This is a genomic window from Flavobacterium cryophilum (assembly GCF_048286555.1).
GTDB lineage: Bacteria > Bacteroidota > Bacteroidia > Flavobacteriales > Flavobacteriaceae > Flavobacterium.
The window spans coordinates 60,091-79,113 of sequence record NZ_JBLVPZ010000009.1; the positions used below are offsets into that span (position 1 = coordinate 60,091).

At 35.3% G+C, this 19,023-nt stretch carries 16 protein-coding genes; 9 read left to right on the forward strand and 7 right to left on the reverse strand.

The window, feature by feature from the left end; all coding sequences use genetic code 11:
* Positions 1-129: 129 nt before the first annotated feature.
* Positions 130-2,832: a carboxypeptidase-like regulatory domain-containing protein gene (locus tag ACNQGJ_RS13105; protein ID WP_417973542.1), complete on the reverse strand. Its 2,703-nt coding sequence runs from the start codon at positions 2,830-2,832 to the stop codon at positions 130-132.
* Between the two features lie 57 nt (positions 2,833-2,889).
* Positions 2,890-3,780: a GLPGLI family protein gene (locus ACNQGJ_RS13110; protein ID WP_417973540.1), complete on the reverse strand. Its 891-nt coding sequence runs from the start codon at positions 3,778-3,780 to the stop codon at positions 2,890-2,892.
* 114 nt (positions 3,781-3,894) lie between these two features.
* Here ACNQGJ_RS13110 and ACNQGJ_RS13115 point away from each other — a divergent pair, with 114 nt between their 5' ends.
* The 4 genes from ACNQGJ_RS13115 (at position 3,895) to ACNQGJ_RS13130 (ending at position 6,175) form a co-directional block, all read left to right on the forward strand.
* Positions 3,895-4,686 carry a hypothetical protein gene (locus ACNQGJ_RS13115; protein ID WP_417973538.1) on the forward strand — a complete coding sequence of 264 codons (792 nt, stop codon included), beginning with the start codon at positions 3,895-3,897 and terminating at the stop codon, positions 4,684-4,686.
* Complete coding sequence (locus ACNQGJ_RS13120) at positions 4,686-5,300, forward strand: deoxynucleoside kinase (RefSeq protein ID WP_091204248.1); 615 nt, start codon at positions 4,686-4,688, stop codon at positions 5,298-5,300. Before ACNQGJ_RS13115 ends, ACNQGJ_RS13120 begins: the two co-directional genes overlap by 1 nt.
* 206 nt (positions 5,301-5,506) lie before the next feature.
* Entirely contained in the window at positions 5,507-5,803 is a 297-nt protein-coding gene (locus ACNQGJ_RS13125) for a type II toxin-antitoxin system HigB family toxin (protein ID WP_417973536.1), read from the forward strand.
* Between the two features lie 3 nt (positions 5,804-5,806).
* Positions 5,807-6,175 (forward strand): helix-turn-helix domain-containing protein, encoded by a 369-nt coding sequence (locus tag ACNQGJ_RS13130; RefSeq protein ID WP_417973534.1) that lies wholly within the window; start codon positions 5,807-5,809, stop codon positions 6,173-6,175.
* Positions 6,176-6,238: 63 nt separating this feature from the next.
* Here the strand turns inward: ACNQGJ_RS13130 and ACNQGJ_RS13135 are convergent, their stop codons facing one another.
* The 5 genes from ACNQGJ_RS13135 to ACNQGJ_RS13155 all read right to left on the reverse strand — a co-directional run bounded on the left by ACNQGJ_RS13135 (position 6,239) and on the right by ACNQGJ_RS13155 (position 13,657).
* Positions 6,239-8,605 (reverse strand): sodium-translocating pyrophosphatase, encoded by a 2,367-nt coding sequence (locus ACNQGJ_RS13135; protein WP_417973532.1) that lies wholly within the window; start codon positions 8,603-8,605, stop codon positions 6,239-6,241.
* Positions 8,606-8,717: 112 nt separating this feature from the next.
* Entirely contained in the window at positions 8,718-9,248 is a 531-nt protein-coding gene (locus ACNQGJ_RS13140; protein ID WP_417973530.1) for an inorganic diphosphatase, read from the reverse strand.
* Between the two features lie 107 nt (positions 9,249-9,355).
* Positions 9,356-9,958, reverse strand: a complete 603-nt coding sequence (locus ACNQGJ_RS13145) for a DNA-3-methyladenine glycosylase family protein (RefSeq protein ID WP_417973528.1) — start codon at positions 9,956-9,958, stop codon at positions 9,356-9,358.
* 98 nt (positions 9,959-10,056) lie between these two features.
* Entirely contained in the window at positions 10,057-12,543 is a 2,487-nt protein-coding gene (locus ACNQGJ_RS13150; protein ID WP_417973526.1) for a DUF5686 and carboxypeptidase-like regulatory domain-containing protein, read from the reverse strand.
* Positions 12,544-12,676: 133 nt separating this feature from the next.
* A complete protein-coding gene (locus ACNQGJ_RS13155) occupies positions 12,677-13,657 on the reverse strand; it encodes a pyruvate dehydrogenase complex E1 component subunit beta (RefSeq protein WP_417973524.1) in 981 nt (326 codons plus the stop codon).
* A gap of 290 nt (positions 13,658-13,947) precedes the next feature.
* Here ACNQGJ_RS13155 and ACNQGJ_RS13160 point away from each other — a divergent pair, with 290 nt between their 5' ends.
* From ACNQGJ_RS13160 to ACNQGJ_RS13180, 5 genes are all read left to right on the forward strand, one after another.
* Positions 13,948-14,694, forward strand: a complete 747-nt coding sequence (locus tag ACNQGJ_RS13160; RefSeq protein WP_417973522.1) for an electron transfer flavoprotein subunit beta/FixA family protein — start codon at positions 13,948-13,950, stop codon at positions 14,692-14,694.
* A 101-nt stretch (positions 14,695-14,795) separates the two neighbouring features.
* Positions 14,796-15,764, forward strand: a complete 969-nt coding sequence (locus tag ACNQGJ_RS13165) for an electron transfer flavoprotein subunit alpha/FixB family protein (protein ID WP_417973520.1) — start codon at positions 14,796-14,798, stop codon at positions 15,762-15,764.
* Positions 15,765-15,909: 145 nt separating this feature from the next.
* Complete coding sequence (locus tag ACNQGJ_RS13170; protein WP_417973518.1) at positions 15,910-16,533, forward strand: bifunctional nuclease domain-containing protein; 624 nt, start codon at positions 15,910-15,912, stop codon at positions 16,531-16,533.
* A 334-nt stretch (positions 16,534-16,867) separates the two neighbouring features.
* A complete protein-coding gene (locus ACNQGJ_RS13175; RefSeq protein WP_417973516.1) occupies positions 16,868-18,151 on the forward strand; it encodes a metal-dependent hydrolase family protein in 1,284 nt (427 codons plus the stop codon).
* 33 nt (positions 18,152-18,184) lie between these two features.
* Positions 18,185-19,009, forward strand: a complete 825-nt coding sequence (locus ACNQGJ_RS13180) for a thymidylate synthase (protein ID WP_417973514.1) — start codon at positions 18,185-18,187, stop codon at positions 19,007-19,009.
* Positions 19,010-19,023: the final 14 nt, after the last annotated feature.

Below are 19,023 nucleotides of genomic sequence, written 5' to 3' on the forward strand. Positions count from 1 at the left end.
ATGGAAATCCTTTCCTGGAAAAAAGATTTTTTTTTCTTATAAAAAAAGAGCGACCAACGGAAGCTCCTTTATTTATTTAGAAAAAGAATCTTTTTCAGGAAAGATTGCAATGTACAGCAGGATTAGCTCCTACAAATTATATTTTAAAGAAAAAATTATATACCGTGGCTGAACGGTATATTGCGAGGTTCTGGTGGCAAACTGACTGAAATTATCATCATTTAATGAACTGGTGTTTAATAAATTAGTTCCGCTTACTTTATATTCTACCTTGCTGCCCTTCTTTTGATAAATCAAACTGGCGCTCAAGAAATCATATTGATTATCGACTGTTTTGCTGTTATTGTAATAATGATAAAACTCACATTCAGTTACGAATGAGAAGCTCTTTAAAAAGAAATAATCCAGTTTTGCAAAAGGTCTTTCTGTGTAAAACGTAGCATTATTGTAGTCATTCGTAATCAAATTATATCCTAATTCCAGATTGGGCAAGTTTTTGTAATTCGTAGCCGCTTTAAAGGTGTAGTTTTGAGTAAAACTCTCGTTTGTTGAGAACACATTATTCTGAATGTTGTTGAATTTAGACCAATTTAGAGAAGCTGCCAAAGAGGCTTTGTAATTCTTCAAAAAAGAACGTCCGTAAGAGCCCATTCCTGACAGTGTTTCATCGGCAAAATCAGAGTTGAAAGGTGATGACGTTTGATTGACTCCGTTGAATACGGCTCGGGTTTTTATGGCGTCTACTCTTTTCGAATAAGTAGCAAAAGCAGTAATGTTTTCAAAATTAAACATGTTGTATTTAAAGTAACGCAGCGAATGAACTTGGGCAGTGGCGTTTTCTAAAAGTCGGCTTCCTTTTGTCAAACTGTTGTAATTTGAAAAAATAAATCCTTCGGCAAGTTGATTGATATCAGTAAAATTATTGGTGTACGAAAAATTATAGGTCAATGTTTCCGATTTTTTGATTTGATAAATCGCCAATAAATCTGGTAACGCTCTAAAGAAATTCTGACTGGTACTACTTTCTAATTGCTGATTTGTCATGTTATAGGAATGCAGACTTACACCTGGTGTAAAAGTGAATTTACCGCTTAATATTTTATAATGCAGACCCAAAAAAGTATCGTTGAAATTATAAGTCACATCATTTCTATTACTATTATCAGTCAAATTATTGACTGTTTGGTTATCCAAAATTTGAAAAATATGCGAATCAAAATTTTGACGGGAAAACGTATTTCCTAACGTCACATTGATGTTGCTTTTTGGGGTCACCATGTAATAGTAATCCAGTTTAGCGTCAATCTTATTGGTTTTCACAAAGCGAATTTGGCTGATGTTATTTCTGTTTTGTGCCGAAACATATCCCGCCAAACTAAAAGGCTGGGATCTCAAATTCGCATTATAAAAAGGATCTTCTTCTTGGTACAAATGTTGCATTTCGAACGCAAAAATATTCTTGTCGCTTTGCGTGTAATATAAACTCAAGTTTTGATTTATTGAGATTGGATCTTGATTTTTTATCGTATTGATATTTTCAGTTGTAGCATTATTGCTAACAATAGACTCTCTCAATAACGAATTATTCTCGTCCTGTTTGGACAATTTAGCCAATATATCATAATCAAATTGAAACTTCGTAGTTGGTTTATAGCTGGAGCTCAACTTGAATAATCCCAAATTACTTTTTTGGTTTGCGGTTTCCTGACGATTCTCAGTTGAGAGAATTTCAGAAGAATTAGGCTGTAAAATATTTGTTTGTGACTTCGTTTCTAAATCCGTTAGCGAAGAGGAAAGAATTCCAAAACCACTTAAAGTCCACGCTTTATTTACATTATAAGAGAAATTTGTAGCTCCAAATTTAGTCTCGATTTCCTTTGCTCGGTTATTTCTAAGCAGTGAAATTCCTAAATCATTTGACGACACATTAAAGCTGGAACCGCCTTTTTGCATCAAGCCTCTAAAACCGCCCGTGAATTTAAAATAATCCTGAACCGTCAACGGCAATTCTCCAATATTATTAAAATTCGTGATTACGTTAATGCTGTATTTTGGGCTGTAATAAAATAATTTTGGGTTAATTAAATACCGACTTTCCTCGTGCGCTACTCCAATTCCAGCGGTCATATCTCCAAACCAGAAATTTTTCTTCCCTGATTTAAGTTTGATATTCATCGCGATATTATCTTGATTGTTCTCCACTCCTTTTAGCGCACCAATTTCGCTGTAATTGCGCAACACCTGGATTTTATCAATGGCGTCCGCAGGAATATTTTTGACCCCTAGCTTTGTATCACCATCAAAAAAATCTTTCCCTTCCACCATTAATTTAGAGACTTTTTTCCCTTCGACTTCGATTTCGCCATCGGCATTGACCTCAACTCCCGGTAATTTTTTCAGAATATCTTCCAGTTTTCGTTCGGTACCGGATTTGAAAGAATCAGCATTATAAACAATGGTATCTCCTTTTATCGAAACCGGCATTTCACGAACAATTTCGACACCATCCAATTCAATTCCGCCTTCTTCAAGCGCTATATTTTTAATGCTGTTTTCTGAAGTTGTGGTGATTTCCAACTCTTTATTCTGCATTCCCAGATAACTGATTTTTAAGCTATACGAAGTATTTGGTTTTAGATTAAGCACAAACTTTCCTTTGTCATTTGTTATGGCGTAGGCATCCATAGCTTTTGTGGCTTTATTTACCGCCATAACATTGGCCATTTCAAGCCCAACAATTTTGGAATCGGTTATGAGTCCTTCTAATTTAACGGATTGCGAAAAGGAAATTGAGGTAATAAGAAATAGGGCAATAAGTACTGTATTTTTCATTTAGGAATTATGGATGTAATCTTATACTATTGATTTTAATTCTGATTTGGCGTATTATTATCCTCCAATTCTCATTCTCATTCCGCCATTTCCTCCACGTCCTTGATTCATATCTCTAAACTCTTCCATTTTTTTCACTACGATTTCGTCAAATTCTTTTTGAGTCGTTACTTTTCCTTTCGTTACCGCTTTTATTTCTGTTTTAACTTTAGGATTTAAAACCACTTTCGAACATAAAATAACCGTTTTACCGTCATTCACTTCCAATATTAAACCTGGCAATCCCCAGTAATTTTCCGGTCCTTGATTCACTGGAATTTCCGGAGTATACCACGCTGTAATTATCGTTTCCTTAGGCATCTCTAAAGCATCCATAAGATTTGTTTTCTTGGCCGCATCCGCTGGTTTTGTTGTTGTGGCATCTTCTTTTTTGGGTCTGAAATTTCTAAAATCAGTTTTACTTGCAACACGCACGGCAGTAGCCTTAAAACAATTGTATCCACCAATAACACGAGTTTCACTTTCCATTTTCCATTGTAAATTAGGCAGGGAATCTTTTATTAGAAATTCTTTCCCCATAAACTCTTTATCAACGGTATACGACTTGTCTTTTACATTTTTATAATACGTTCCGCCGCCGCCCGTCATAGACATCATCATTCGCATTCCACCACCATTTTGACCTGGAGTTTCTAGTTTTTCTTCTTCTTTGTATATCGATGCCGATTTATCAAAATTAAGAATGTATGTTTTTTCGAACATTTTTTTCATACTTTCCTCAATCCTTTTTTGCATATCCGGAGTCATTTCCTTATTTCCTTCCATTCGTGTTTTAAAATCGGATGTGCTTGTTTTTGATTCGTAAACCGCCATTCCTTGAAATTCCTGAGCGTGAAGTCCCATAAATGATGCAACCGCTATTACTAATGTGAAAATTACTTTATACATACTTTTGGATTTTAGTGAATAAGACTGGGAAATACTGTTTTTGTTACAAGCATTCTGTTAAAATAATAGTATGACACCCATAATTGTAGAAGGTTTAATTGTAATTTCGCTTTCATGAAAAAATTAGTGTTATTACTATTTATCGCCTCGTTTTCAGTTGTATCAAGCCAGAACCAAAAACTAACTGCTCTTGAAATAGATTTTATTGGTTTTGATGGAGATCAGTTTTTAGGATACGATTCTTTTGGTTTTTATTACACCATTAAAAACAATGTTTTTTCTAAAATTAATACGCACGATACTTTAGAATATAAAAATATTTCTTTGGGCAAAATCACCAAAGTTGACCTACAAAACCCACTAAAAATTATTTTATTTTACGAAAATTTCAATACTGTTATCGTATTGGATAACCAATTAAATGAAATTCAAAAAATAAATTTTTCAGAAAACATAATTCCAATCGTAGCTACTGCAATTGGAATCGCATCAATGAATCAGTTGTGGATTTACAACAGCATGAATCAGCAACTGGGACTTTATGATTATTTAAACAAGGAATACAAGACCATTTCAGTTCCTTTTACCGAAAGCATCAAAAATTATTCTTCAGATTTTAATGCCTTCCATTGGGTTGACACGAAAAATAATTGGTACACTTGTGATATTTTTGGAAAAATAACAACAAAGGGAATAATTCCTGATTTTGATTCCATTGTAATTATTAATGAGAGTCAGTTTATTTATTCCAAGGATGCTATTTTGACTTTATATGATTTGGAAAAAGGTAAAAAAACTGAAATTAAAATTTCAGAAAAAACGTTTAAAAAATTTTATTACAAGGACCAAATTTTATCTATTTTTACATCAAAAGGAATTACAAATTATAAAATCACAATACCGTAATGCATATAGCAATAGCAGGAAATATAGGTTCTGGAAAAACAACTTTAACTCGATTATTAGCGAAACATTTCAAGTGGGAACCGCATTATGAAGATGTAGTTGACAATCCATACTTAGATGATTTTTACCATCAAATGGAACGTTGGTCGTTTAATTTACAAATTTATTTCTTGAATAGTCGTTTTCGTCAGGTGATGCAAATTCGTGAAAGCGGTAAAAAAATCATTCAAGACCGAACTATTTACGAAGATGCGCATATTTTTGCTCCAAACTTATATGCAATGGGCTTAATGACCAATCGTGATTTCCAGAATTATTCTTCTCTTTTTGAATTAATGGAATCTACGGTTAAAGCACCTGATTTATTGATTTATTTAAGAAGTTCTATCCCTAATTTAGTGGGACAAATACACAAAAGAGGTCGCGAATACGAAAACTCAATATCCATTGATTATTTAAGCCGATTGAACGAACGCTATGAAGGTTGGATTCAAACTTATGACAAAGGAAAACTATTAATCATTGATGTGGATAACATTAATTTTGTTGACAATCCCGAAGATTTAGGAACTATTTTTAACCGCATCGATGCGGAATTAAATGGATTGTTTTAGAATCCTCTCCCCAACCCTCTCCGAAGGAGAAGGAGCAAAAAATAAATAAAACAAAAAATGCCTCGCAATTGTGAGGCATTTTTTGTTTTATGATGATTTCCAAAAATTTACATTTGTTTTACAACTCAATGAGTATAAATTAAAACATAAAAATTATTTTTCCCAAATAGGGAATTTTCAGCTATCTTTGACATAGAAAATAATGTATGAGAATAATCGCTAAAAGAACGTTACAAAATTTTTGGGAGCAATATCCAAACTCAAAACAGCAATTATTGTCTTGGTATCAGGTCATTGACAAAAACAGTTTCACCAATTCTAATACTATAAAAGCAATTTTTGGTTCAGCTGATTTTATTGGAAACAACAAAGTCGTATTTAATATTTGTGGGAATCATTATCGATTAATCGTAAAAATTAATTATGCAACACAAATTGTCTATATTTTATTTATTGGAACTCATCCTGAATATGATAATTTGGAAGACATTAAAAACTTATAAAAAATGGAAATAAATCCTATAAAAACAGAAAAAGATTATGATTTAGCTTTAGACAGAATAAACATTCTTTTTGATGCTAAACCAAATACAAATGAAGGTGATGAATTAGATATTCTAGTCACTCTTGTAGAAAAATATGAACAAATACATTATTCTATCCCTGAGCCAGACCCAATTGAAGCGATTAAGTTCATGATGGAACAAAACGGTCTTACAGATGCTGATTTAGGAGTCATTTTAAATAGTCGTTCTAGAGTAACTGAAATTTTTAAACGCAAAAGAGCTTTAACTATTAAACAAATTAGAGTTTTAACAAAAACACTTCATATTCCCGCTTCAACTTTAATTAAGGAATATGCATTAGAACAATAGTCTCATGATTTCAAACAACAAATGCCCCGCAACTGCGAGGCATTTTATTTATATAACGTTTAATTATTTCAAAGCATCAATTTTTGCCTGAACTTCGGCATCGGTTCCTTCAAAATTTTGGATATCCTCTTTCCCGTTTATATTTGTTTTAATAGTAGCTTTTACTTTTCCATCAACATTGGTTTTTTCGATCGTAACTTCTTTAGAAACCATTTCAGTTGCTGCTCGAAAAGGTGCTTTATCCGAAATAGTATGACTTCCATTTCCTAAAATTGGGGCAATTACAAGACCTATTAAACAGGTCAATTTAATTAAAATATTCATCGATGGTCCAGAAGTATCTTTGAACGGATCACCTACAGTGTCACCAGTGATGGCAGCTTTATGCGCATCAGAACCTTTATAGGTCATTTCACCATTGATTAAAACTCCCGCTTCAAATGATTTCTTAGCATTGTCCCATGCACCACCTGCATTGTTCTGAAAAACAGCCCAAAGCACACCAGAAACAGTAACACCTGCCATATATCCTCCCAGCATTTCGGCGATTAACTGATTATTATCTCCATAAACTAATTTACCCAGAAGTACAATAGCAATTGGAAAACCAATAGTCAATATTCCAGGTAACATCATTTCGCGCAAAGCGGCTTTGGTAGAAATATCAACACATTTAGCATACTCTGGTTTTCCGGTTCCTTCCATAATTCCAGGAATCTCCCTGAACTGGCGGCGAACTTCATATACCATATCCATAGCGGCTTTTCCAACAGAATTCATGGCTAAAGCCGAGAAAACTACAGGAATCATTCCGCCCACAAATAGCATCGCTAAAACAGGTGCTTTAAAAATATTAATTCCGTCAATTCCCGTAAAGGTTACATATGCCGCAAATAAAGCCAATGAAGTTAATGCTGCCGAAGCAATAGCAAAGCCTTTTCCGGTTGCAGCAGTGGTATTTCCTACAGAATCTAAGATGTCTGTTCTGGTGCGCACTTCTTTTGGTAGTTCGCTCATTTCAGCAATTCCTCCAGCGTTATCAGATATGGGTCCAAAAGCATCGATTGCCAATTGCATAGCAGTTGTTGCCATCATCGCCGAAGCCGCCAAAGCCACACCATAAAATCCAGCAAATGCATACGAGGTCCAAATCGCTGCTGCAAATAAAAGTACGGTTGGAAATGTAGAAATCATTCCGGTTGCCAAACCTGCAATTACATTTGTCCCAGCTCCGGTTGACGATTTTTGCACAATTGCCATAACGGGTTTTGTTCCCAATCCAGTGTAATATTCCGTTACCGATGAGATAACAGCTCCAACCACTAATCCAACGATTGTGGCATAGAAAACGCGCATGGATGAAATTTCTTTAGTGCCTTCGCCAAAGAAATCCATTTTCATCGTTTCTGGTAACATGTATTGTACTAAGAAGAAACACGCAATCGCTGTTAATACAATAGAAAGCCAGTTTCCCATGTTTAAAGCGCTTTGCACTTGTGCTTCTTTGGCATTTTCATCTGAAATTTTCACAACCATTGTTCCAATAATTGAAAATAAAATCCCAAAACCAGCGATTGCCATCGGTAATAAAATAGGTCCTATTCCGCCAAAAGCATCTTGAATATTTCCGCCCATGTCTTTGATCACATAATTTCCTAAAACCATGGCCGCTAAAACTGTCGCTACATAAGAACCAAATAAATCAGCACCCATCCCGGCAACATCGCCTACATTATCTCCTACGTTATCTGCAATTGTGGCTGGATTACGAGGATCATCTTCTGGAATTCCAGCTTCTATTTTCCCAACTAAATCAGCACCAACATCGGCCGCTTTGGTATAAATTCCACCACCAACTCTGGCAAACAAAGCGATAGATTCTGCTCCAAGAGAAAATCCAGCTAGTGTTTCCAATACAATGGTCATGTCTTCCGTAGAAGTCCAAACGCCGTTCATAAAAAAGTGAAAGAAGAAGATGAAGAAAGTCGTCAATCCTAAAACAGCTAATCCCGCCACGCCTAATCCCATTACGGTTCCACCGCCAAAAGAAACTTTTAAGGCTTGTGGCAAACTAGTTCGAGCGGCCTGCGTGGTTCTAACATTAGTTTTTGTTGCAATTTTCATTCCCATATTTCCCGCTAAAGCCGAGAAAAAAGCACCAAAAACAAAAGCAACAACTATTAATATATGTGTAGTAGGAACGACAAATGAAATTCCGGCTAAAACAATGCTTGCTCCAATTACAAAGAAAGTCAATAACCTATATTCTGCTTTTAGGAAAGCCAATGCTCCTTCATAAATGTAATCTGAAATTTCTTTCATTTTACCGTCACCCGGATCTTGTTTTAAAACCCATGCTCGTTTTGTAAACATAAATGCCAGTCCAATAAATGCCATGGCTATTGGCAAATAAATCATTATTGTATTCATAATTTTAGTTTGGTTTTTGGTTAAAGTTAATAATGTAACTAAACGAATTTAAACAAAAAAAGCAATACTCCTAACAGAATATTGCTCTTTTTGTATAAATTATGATGTAAAATTATTTAATACTAAATAATCCTTCTGGTTTGTTTTCGATTTGATTAAAACGCTCCGTACATTTTTTGATTATCGCATACGCCTCATTTACATCGCCCCAACCGCCTACATCAACTTTCTTGTTTTCAAGATCTTTGTACACTTGGAAAAAGTGTTCAATTTCTTTCAATAAGTGTGGATTCATATCGGATAAATCATTTAATGAATTCCAGATTGGATCTGAAACAGGAACGCAAATTACTTTTTCATCCGGTCCTTTATCATCCGCCATGTGGAAAACACCAATAGGCTTCACTTCCATTACACATCCAGGAAAAGTAGGTTCGTTTACCAAAACCAAAACATCTAATGGATCTCCATCTAAAGCTAATGTTTCAGGGATAAATCCATAATCAGCCGGATACATCATGGATGAGAATAACATTCTATCAAAACGCATTCTTTTTATTTCGAAATCATATTCGTATTTATTTCTACTTCCTCTTGGTATTTCGATTAAGACATCGAAAGTTGTTAATTTGTCTGCAGTCATTTTAGTTTTTTCTTATCTATAATTATGGTTGCAAAAGTAAGGAAACTATACGATTACACAATACGAAATTTATGTTATCTCTTGATTAAATTTCACCACGCCGTACTTTAATAAACCACCGTTCTGTTTCGTTTTTTTAAATAATGGTGCCACAAAAAATATGTGGCAAAAGAACGATAGGGACTCCATTTCATTGTGTGCGCTTCCATGGCGCCTTTATCGTGAATATCCAGCAATTCCTTTATCGTATTTACAACAGCAATATCTCCTAACGGCAATAAATCTGGGGCTTGCAGACAAAACATCAAGTAAATATCGATGGTCCAGTTTCCTATTCCTTTGATTTTGATAAGTTCTTCGCGCACTTGTTGCGCCGATTTGTTTGGTAAACTTTCTAAATCAAGTTCTTTATTTAACAGGGCTGTTGCCAATGCTTTAATATAAGACGTTTTTTGACGGCTTACGCCAAGATTCCTAAATTCGGCATCAGAGAGATAAAATAATATTTCCGGCGTTACCGTTTTTTGACTGGTTTTTATTTTTAGAAATGTGGCTTTAGCCGAATCTATAGATACTTGCTGTTCCAAGATTAACAATACCAAAGTTTCAAAACCTTGTGGCCTTTTGGGAATGACTGGCATCCCGTATTGTTCTATAATTGCTTTAAAGATGGTGTCTTTTTCTAAAAGATAGTCGATGGCTTCTTGCATAATCTGATGTTTTTTAGCCCAGATGGAAACGGCATCCTTTTTATAAGGCGACTTTTTTTCGCCTTATAAAAAGATATAGTGTACAGCTGGAATAGCTCCTAGAAATTAAATCCAAACGAACCTTTTACAGTAAAACGATTCGTATCAGGCGTATTAAGATAATTCCCTCGCCAAGCGAAATCGATACGAAAAACTTTAAAAATATTCCCAATTCCGGCACTATATTCCCAATACCCTTTTTCGGGTGCATTGTAAACTAATCCTGAAGCATTGATGGCTCTGTTCGCATCCGATATACTGCCATAAACCCCTTTTACGGAAACGATTTCTCTCCAATTGAGTTTTCGCATAAACGGAATTCTGGAAAAAAGTTTGCCATTAAAATTGTGATTCCACTGCAAAGTCACATATTGATCGGCTACAAATTCATAGAAATTAAGATTGCTAAAGGTGTTTTCAAGCAGGAAAAAAGTTTGATTCCCCGGAATTACACTCATCAATCCTAAGGGAACTGTTCCAAAGGTTTTCCCTGCTTCCATAATAATGTTGGTTCTTCCCAATGGCCCAATGATGATGGGTTGCTTGTAATACAATTGTATTTTGTCATACTTGAAATCGCTGTTCAATAATCCTTTAAAACCATGGCTGTAATTGACAAAAAAGCGACTGTAGGGACTGTCTACATTTTCTCTTTCTACAGCAAATCCAATGGTTTTTCTTTTAGGTGTAAATTCTACCTGAAAGTTAACTTCGGATTGTTTCACATCACTTTTTGTTACAGCATTTGCTATATCCGTGTAATAATCCAGACTAAAAGTTGGCGATGCTGATTGTAGGGTTCGATAGGAAATTCCGGTTTGAAAAATTAAATTTTTAATCGGCTCTATTTCCACTGCAATATTGCTCAGATTGATGTTTGTCAATTTTCCATTATTCCCTGATGAAAACACCGAAGAAGAAGCAAAACTTCGGCCCAAAATATCGTAAGTAGTAGTCAGACTCGCCCCAATTTGTTCAATATCGCGCCTGTTGCCTCCAGACAAAATGATTCTTTTTTTCTTATCGACCATCCATTTTCCAGAAAACCCATATTTGAATTTCTCATCCTTAAAACCATACGCCGTGTAACCTTGTATACGCCAGGTGTCGTTCGTTCCAAAATACGTTCTTCCACCCGCTCGCAATCGAACACCTTCTACATCATTATAACCGAAAGTTGAAAAGATAGGGCCATAATCAAAATTACCAAACTGTAAAAAACCACTCGCCAAAACCTGTACAGTACTGTAAATTTGCTTAAATTTTTTAACCGTTTGCAACGTATCAAGCATTTTATAAACGCCCAATTCATCCTTAGTCAAATTCTCAAATCGGTTTTCGTTCCAATATTCATCCGATTTATTGAAAACATCGGCATCCATGTAATTGACCTCATCTTTATAAAAAGAAACTGGCTTTTCAATATTGAATTTATGATTTCTATAATAAGTGGTTCGTTTTCCGTAAACGCCTTTGGATTTTTCTTTTTTATTTAAAGCAAAGTCAGACATTAAATAATCCTTGGTCAACAAGAATACGGAATCGCTGACTACTTCAAATTCCTGTTCTAAATAAATGTCTTTTACCCAGTTGATATTGGCGCTTTTGGTCACGGCCATGTTAATTTTCTTAATGGCAAATGTGGAATCATTGACCCAAAAATCACCTTTAAAAGTAAGTTCATTTTTGCGTCGGGGATAAAACACAATATTATAACACCATTTTTTATCAATAAACGCACTGTCTTTCAACACATAATTGTACACATCAATCCCTGTTTTAGATAGCGGGCTAGTGAAACTTTTGTCAAAAAAAGTTAAGTAGTTATTGTAGATGTCGTAGTTAGCGTATAAATCTTTTACAAAGGTTAGAATCTGTTGGTTCCCGTTAAAACCGGATGTTTTACTGGCTTTTATTTTTTCTTTAATTTTCTTCAATTTAGTATCTCCGTAAACGTCGTGTAGTGATTCGTTTACAAAAATGGGTAAATATGTTTTACCGGTAATCTTTGAAGTATCCATTTGATTGAAGATAAACTCCATCCCTTTGAAGAGTTTGCTTTTCATGAAAGCACTATCAATAGAATTCATATCAAATTCTACCTTCTCATATTTCTCCATTTGGTATTGGTCAAACAAATACAAGCCATTTTGACGTTTTCTTTCCCAAATTTTCCGAAGAATATCTAGCGCAGGATTATTTTTTTTCGACGTTTTCCCAGCAAAGACAACGACTTCACTTAAGCTCTCGCCTTCACTAAGCTGAATTATGAAATTGTAATTTACAGGCTTGTCTAAAATAATTTCTTTCTCAGAAAAACCTACTGACGATATAACTAAAATTGTGTATGTTTTTTGAGATTCGAGATAGAATCGACCGTCTTCATTGGTAACAATTCCTTCGCTGGAATCTCTGAAAATCACATTTGCAAAAGGAATAGGCTGATTCAATTTATCTACCACAATACCGCTCACTTTTGTTTGTGCAAAAACTGCGTTAGCAGCAACACACATAAAAAACAAAAAAAACAAAAAATTATTTTTCATAATCATTCAAAAAAAAACTTCATCAAATAGAAAATTGATGAAGTTTCAAATATAGTTAATTAGAGCGTTTGATTATTCGATATTTAGAGTCCTGATTGTTAATTTTTATCTAAAACCAAATTCATCAAAACGACTATTTTTTATACATTACTTTTTTAACCGCTTTCACAACATCACTTGCATTTGGCAACCATTCTTTAAGCAATACTGGAGAGTACGGCGCTGGAGTATCTGCGGTTGTGATTCGTTGAATAGGTGCATCTAGAAAATCAAAAGCACGTTCTTGAACGATATAGGTAATTTCAGAAGCGACACTTGCAAAAGGCCAAGCTTCCTCAAGAACTACCAATCTATTTGTTTTTCTAACTGATGTTAAAATCGTCTCATAGTCCATCGGGCGTACGGTTCTCAAATCAATAATTTCACACGAGATTCCCTCTTTGGCTAATTCTTCAGCAGCAATATGCGCTTCTTTGATAATTTTTCCAAAAGAAACAATAGTTACATCTGTACCTTCACGTTTAATATCAGCCACTCCAAGTGGAATGGTATATTCACCATCCGGAACTTCCCCTTTATCACCATACATTTGCTCCGATTCCATGAAAATCACAGGATCGTTGTCACGAATAGCTGCTTTCAACAATCCTTTTGCATCATACACTGTAGATGGAACCACCACTTTAAGTCCCGGGGTATTCGCAAACCAGTTTTCTAATGCTTGTGAGTGCGTCGCTCCTAATTGACCTGCCGAAGCCGTTGGCCCACGAAAAACAATTGGTACATTAAATTGTCCACCAGTCATTTGACGCATTTTGGCAGCATTGTTTATGATTTGGTCAATCCCCACTAAACAGAAATTGAAGGTCATGTATTCTACAATCGGTCTGCAACCGTTCATTGCTGATCCTACTGCAATCCCAGTAAAACCAAGCTCAGCGATAGGAGTATCGATGACTCTTTTCTCGCCAAATTCAGCAAGCATTCCTTTAGATGCTTTGTAGGCACCATTATATTCTGCAACTTCTTCACCCATTAAGTAAATGGTCTCATCGTGACGCATTTCTTCACTCATCGCTTCGCAAATGGCCTCTCTAAATTGTATCGTTCTCATATTATATGTTGTATGTGTCTAATTTTCCAAAAGCAAAAATAAATATTTTAAACCACTTAAAAGCATAAATTACTTTAAATTAATCAGGTTTTATAGCGATAATTTTCAGGAGCTATTTTCGGCTATACGCTGTATCTTCCTGTAACTAAAGAAGCCACAGGAAGGATGCCGCTGCTATCCGGGCTACGAAAACGTAATAGTTATGTGAAAATATTATGCATGCATAGTATATTATTCAAATTAATATTTTAAATTTGTAAAAGAAATTTAGAAAAATAAAATTTATAATTATGAAAATATTAGTTTGCATCAGTCACGTTCCTGATACTACTTCAAAAATTAACTTTGTCAACGGAGATTCTGAATTTGACACCAATGGCATACAATATGTAATCAATCCAAATGACGAATTTGGTCTGACACGTGCCATTTGGTTCCAAGAACAACAAGGTGCAACAGTAACTGTTGTCAATGTTGGCGGACCAGAAACGGAACCTACTTTAAGAAAAGCATTAGCCATTGGCGCTAACGAAGCCATTCGTGTCAACGCAGCTCCTGCCGACGGATTTTTTGTTGCCAAACAACTTGCCGAGGTAATCAAAAATGGCGGATACGATGTAATTATCGCCGGAAAAGAGTCATTAGATTATAATGGCGGAATGGTTCCTGGAATGATTGCCGGAATTTTGGGATACAATTTCCTAAATTCTTGCACTAGCCTTACTGTTGATGGAACCAGCGTAAAAGCAGTTCGTGAGATTGACGGTGGAAAAGAAACTGTTGCTACAACTTTACCATTAATTATTGGTGGTCAAAAAGGATTGGTTGAAGAAAAAGACTTGCGCATTCCAAACATGCGAGGAATAATGACGGCACGAACAAAAGTTTTGACAATTCTAGAGCCTGTTGACGCCACTGTTAATACAAAAGCAGTGAAATTTGAAAAACCAACTCCAAAATCAGCAGTGAAATTAATTGCTGCCGATAATTTAGATGAATTAATCAATTTATTACACAACGAAGCGAAAGTAATCTAACTGTCAAAAAGCTGAATGTCAAAAGTCAAATGAATAGAAGTTTACACTAATTTCCCTTTACGACTTTAGACTTTAAAACTTTAAGACTAAAATAAAAAAATATGTCAATATTAATATACGCAGAATACGCAGAAGGAAAATTTAAAAAAGTAGCATTCGAATTAGCTTCTTACGCAAAAAAAGTGGCGGAAACGTTAGGAACTACAGTTACGGCTGTAACCGTAAATGCGGGAGATGTTTCAGAATTATCAAAATACGGAGTAGACAAAGTATTGAAAGTAACCAACGATAAATTATCTGGATTTACGGCTAAAGCGTACGCTGATGTCATCAAACAAGCGGCTCAAAAAGAAAACGTAAAGTTAGTTCTACTTTCATCAACCACAGATAGTATTTATCTTTCTTCACTTGTTGCAGTAGCTTTAGAAGCTGGATATGCATCAAATGTTGTTGGATTACCGGTAAGCACTTCGCCTTTTCAAGTAAAAAGAAATGCTTTTTCAAACAAAGCATTCAATATTACAGAAATTGCCACTGATATTAAAGTACTAGGCCTAGCCAAAAACTCTTATGGTGTTTTTGAAAATGCATCTACATTAACTCAAGAAGATTTTAACCCAACTATTGGAGATAATGATTTTGGCGTAAAAGTAGAATCAGTTGAGAAAGTCTCTGGAAAAGTTTCCATTGCTGATGCTGACATTGTTGTATCTGCAGGTCGCGGATTAAAAGGACCTGAAAACTGGGGAATGATCGAAGAATTAGCTTCGGTTCTTGGTGCTGCAACGGCATGTTCAAAACCGGTTTCTGATTTAGGATGGAGACCTCACGGAGAACACGTAGGACAAACAGGAAAACCGGTAGCTACAAACTTATATATTGCAATTGGAATTTCGGGAGCGATTCAACATATAGCGGGAATCAACTCTTCTAAAGTTAAAGTGGTCATTAACAACGACCCCGAAGCGCCATTTTTTAAAGTAGCGGATTACGGAGTTGTTGGGGATGCTTTTGAAATTGTACCACAATTAATTGAGAAATTAAAAGCTTTCAAAGCACATAATTCCTAACAACAGGAAATCATTAAATCGATTTAAATGCTACATAAAAACAAGATATTTGTATCTTTGCTTTTAAGTAGCATTTTTTTTAACAAATAATGAAACTTGATTTTTATCAAAAATAAGTACACTGTATTTACCCACTTTAAGAATTATGAGCTTAGTTAAATTATCCATAAAAGGAATTTCATACAGTCAAACTCAAAACGGAGCGTATGCTTTGATATTGAATGAAGTTGATGGCGAAAGAAAATTACCAATTGTAATTGGTGCTTTTGAAGCCCAATCGATTGCTATTGCATTAGAAAAAGAAATAAAACCTCCACGTCCTCTGACTCATGATTTATTTAAAAATTTTGCCGAGCGTTTTGACATCGTGGTCAAACAAGTCATTATTCACAAGCTAGTTGATGGTGTTTTTTATTCGAGTATTATTTGCGAAAGAGATAAAATTGAGGAAATTATAGATGCCAGAACTTCCGATGCTATTGCTTTGGCATTGCGATTTAATGCTCCTATCTTTACTTACAAAAACATCTTGGACAAAGCAGGAATTTACCTGAAAGCGAATCCATTGGATGCCGATAAAGGTTCCCAAGAAATCGACGATGTACTGTCTAATCCAGAAACTTTTGGTCGTGAACAAGAAAGCAATCAATCTGGAGAAACGTATTCTAAGCACAGTTTACAGGAACTGAATGAACTGTTAGATCAAGCCGTTTCACATGAAGATTATGAAAAAGCAGCAAAAATTAGAGACGAAATCTCGAAAAGATAACTTTAATCTTGATTTTTAGTCTTGCATTATTTGATGAATAAACAATTAAAAAACGCAGCTAAGTTTAATGCTGCACTTTTTTTACATTTCATTGCTATTTATTATAAAACTAACCCGTTGGGTGTAATTAATAAAAATTTCGATTAATCTTAAATAAAAAAATTGAACCACATAGAAACATAGAAAAAAAGAGTCGGATAGCCTAATTCTTGGGTTCACATAGTTATGGTTTCCTTTAAAAAAGTGAAACGCCTTACATTATTTCAAAATAGATGTTTCTATGTGGTTAAAAAATTAAACAAATTGAATTACACCCAACGGTTAAAACTAATCTATGAAACCAAAATTTGCCCTTATTGTAGTTACCTTATTTATCTCTACTGTTGTATTTTCTCAAGACTATTATTTACATTGTGGAAAAATTCTAAATACGCAATCTGGCAAAGAGTTAACCAACCACACCATAGTTGTTTCTAAAAATAAAATCACAAAAATACAAGATGGATTTGTATCTAAAGCCAAACCTGAAGACATTGAAATTGACCTGAAAAACAAGTACGTATTACCTGGTCTTATAGATTTACACGTACATATTGAAGGAGAGCACGATACCAAAAGTTACATGTCAAAATATCTAGACAATGAAGCTGACATTGCATTTCAGGCAGTTCGATGTGCAGAAATCACGCTTCTGGCCGGATTCACAACCGTACGTGATTTAGGAGGAACGGGAGTTAATATTTCCATAAGAAATGCCATTAATAAAGGTATCGTAAAAGGCCCCAGAATATTTACTGCGGGAAAATCAATTGCCACAACAGGCGGGCATGCAGACCCAACGAACGGAAGCAACCGAAAACTTGTAGGCGACCCCGGTCCGCATGAAGGCGTAATCAATTCACCCGAAGAAGCAGTAAAAGCAGTACGAGAACGCTATAAAGAAGGTGCAGATGTTATTAAAATAACAGCTACTGGCGGCGTTTTAAGTGTTGCTAAAAGCGGTAAAAATCCACAGTTTACTTTAGACGAAATCAAAGCTATCACAACAACAGCCAAGGATTACAATATGCTTACCGCTGCTCATGCCCACGGCGATGAAGGAATGCAACGAGCTATATTAGGTGGTATAAAAACCATTGAGCACGGCACTTTTATGAGCGAAGAGACAATGGAATTAATGAAAAAATATGATGCTTATTTAGTTCCTACCTTAACGGCTGGAAAAGAAGTAGAAAAAAATGCAGAAATTAGTGGTTTTTATCCTGACATAGTAGTTCCTAAGGCCAGAGAAGTGGGTCCGCAGCTGAAAGCTACTTTTGCAAAAGCATACAAAAAAGGCGTCAAAATTGCTTTTGGAACTGATGCCGGTGTATTTGCACACGGTACAAATGCAAAAGAATTTGGATATATGGTTGAAGCCGGAATGCCTGTATTAGCCGCTATACAATCAGCGACAATAACAAATGCCATGTTATTAGGTATTGGAAATGAAGTAGGTCAAATTAAAGAAACCTTTTTTGCAGACATTATTGCAGTTGACGATAATCCTTTGAACACTATCAAAACGCTAGAAAAGGTCGTGTTTGTAATGAAAGACGGAAAAATATATAAAAACTAACAATCGCTTATCGCACAATAGAATAAAAAGACAATGAAGCAATATCTAGATTTAGTGCAACACGTGATGGAAAACGGTTGTCAAAAAGGAGATCGTACCGGAACCGGAACAAAAAGTGTATTTGGTTATCAAATGCGTTTTGACTTAAATGAAGGTTTTCCGATGGTTACCACTAAAAAACTGCATCTTAAATCTATTATCTACGAACTGCTTTGGTTTTTAAAAGGCGACACAAACATTAAGTACCTTCAAGAAAACGGCGTTAAAATCTGGGATGCATGGGCTGATGCCAATGGGGATTTAGGACCAGTTTATGGACACCAATGGCGCAACTGGAATAGTGAAGAAATTGACCAAATCTCAGAACTTATTAAGGAACTAAAAAGCAATCCTAACAGCCGCAGAATGTTGGTTTCGGCATGGAATCCTTCGGTTCTTCCTGACACTACAAAATCATTTGACGAAAATGTAGCCAACAATAAAGCGGCTTTGCCTCCTTGTCACGCGTTCTTCCAGTTTTATGTTTCTGATGGCAAGTTATCATGTCAGTTGTACCAGCGAAGTGCTGATATTTTCTTAGGCGTTCCTTTTAACATTGCTTCTTATGCATTACTGACGATGATGATTGCACAGGTTTGCGGCTTAGAACCAGGGGAATTCATTCACACTTTTGGTGACGCACACATTTACAACAATCATTTTGAACAACTCGAACTCCAATTGTCCCGTGAGCCAAAACCACTACCAAAAATGATTTTGAATCCCAATATAAAAGACATTTTCGATTTTGATTTTGAAGATTTCACGCTCGAAGGCTATGAACCGCACGCCTTGATAAAAGGCAGTGTTGCAGTGTAACGTAATAAAAAAAA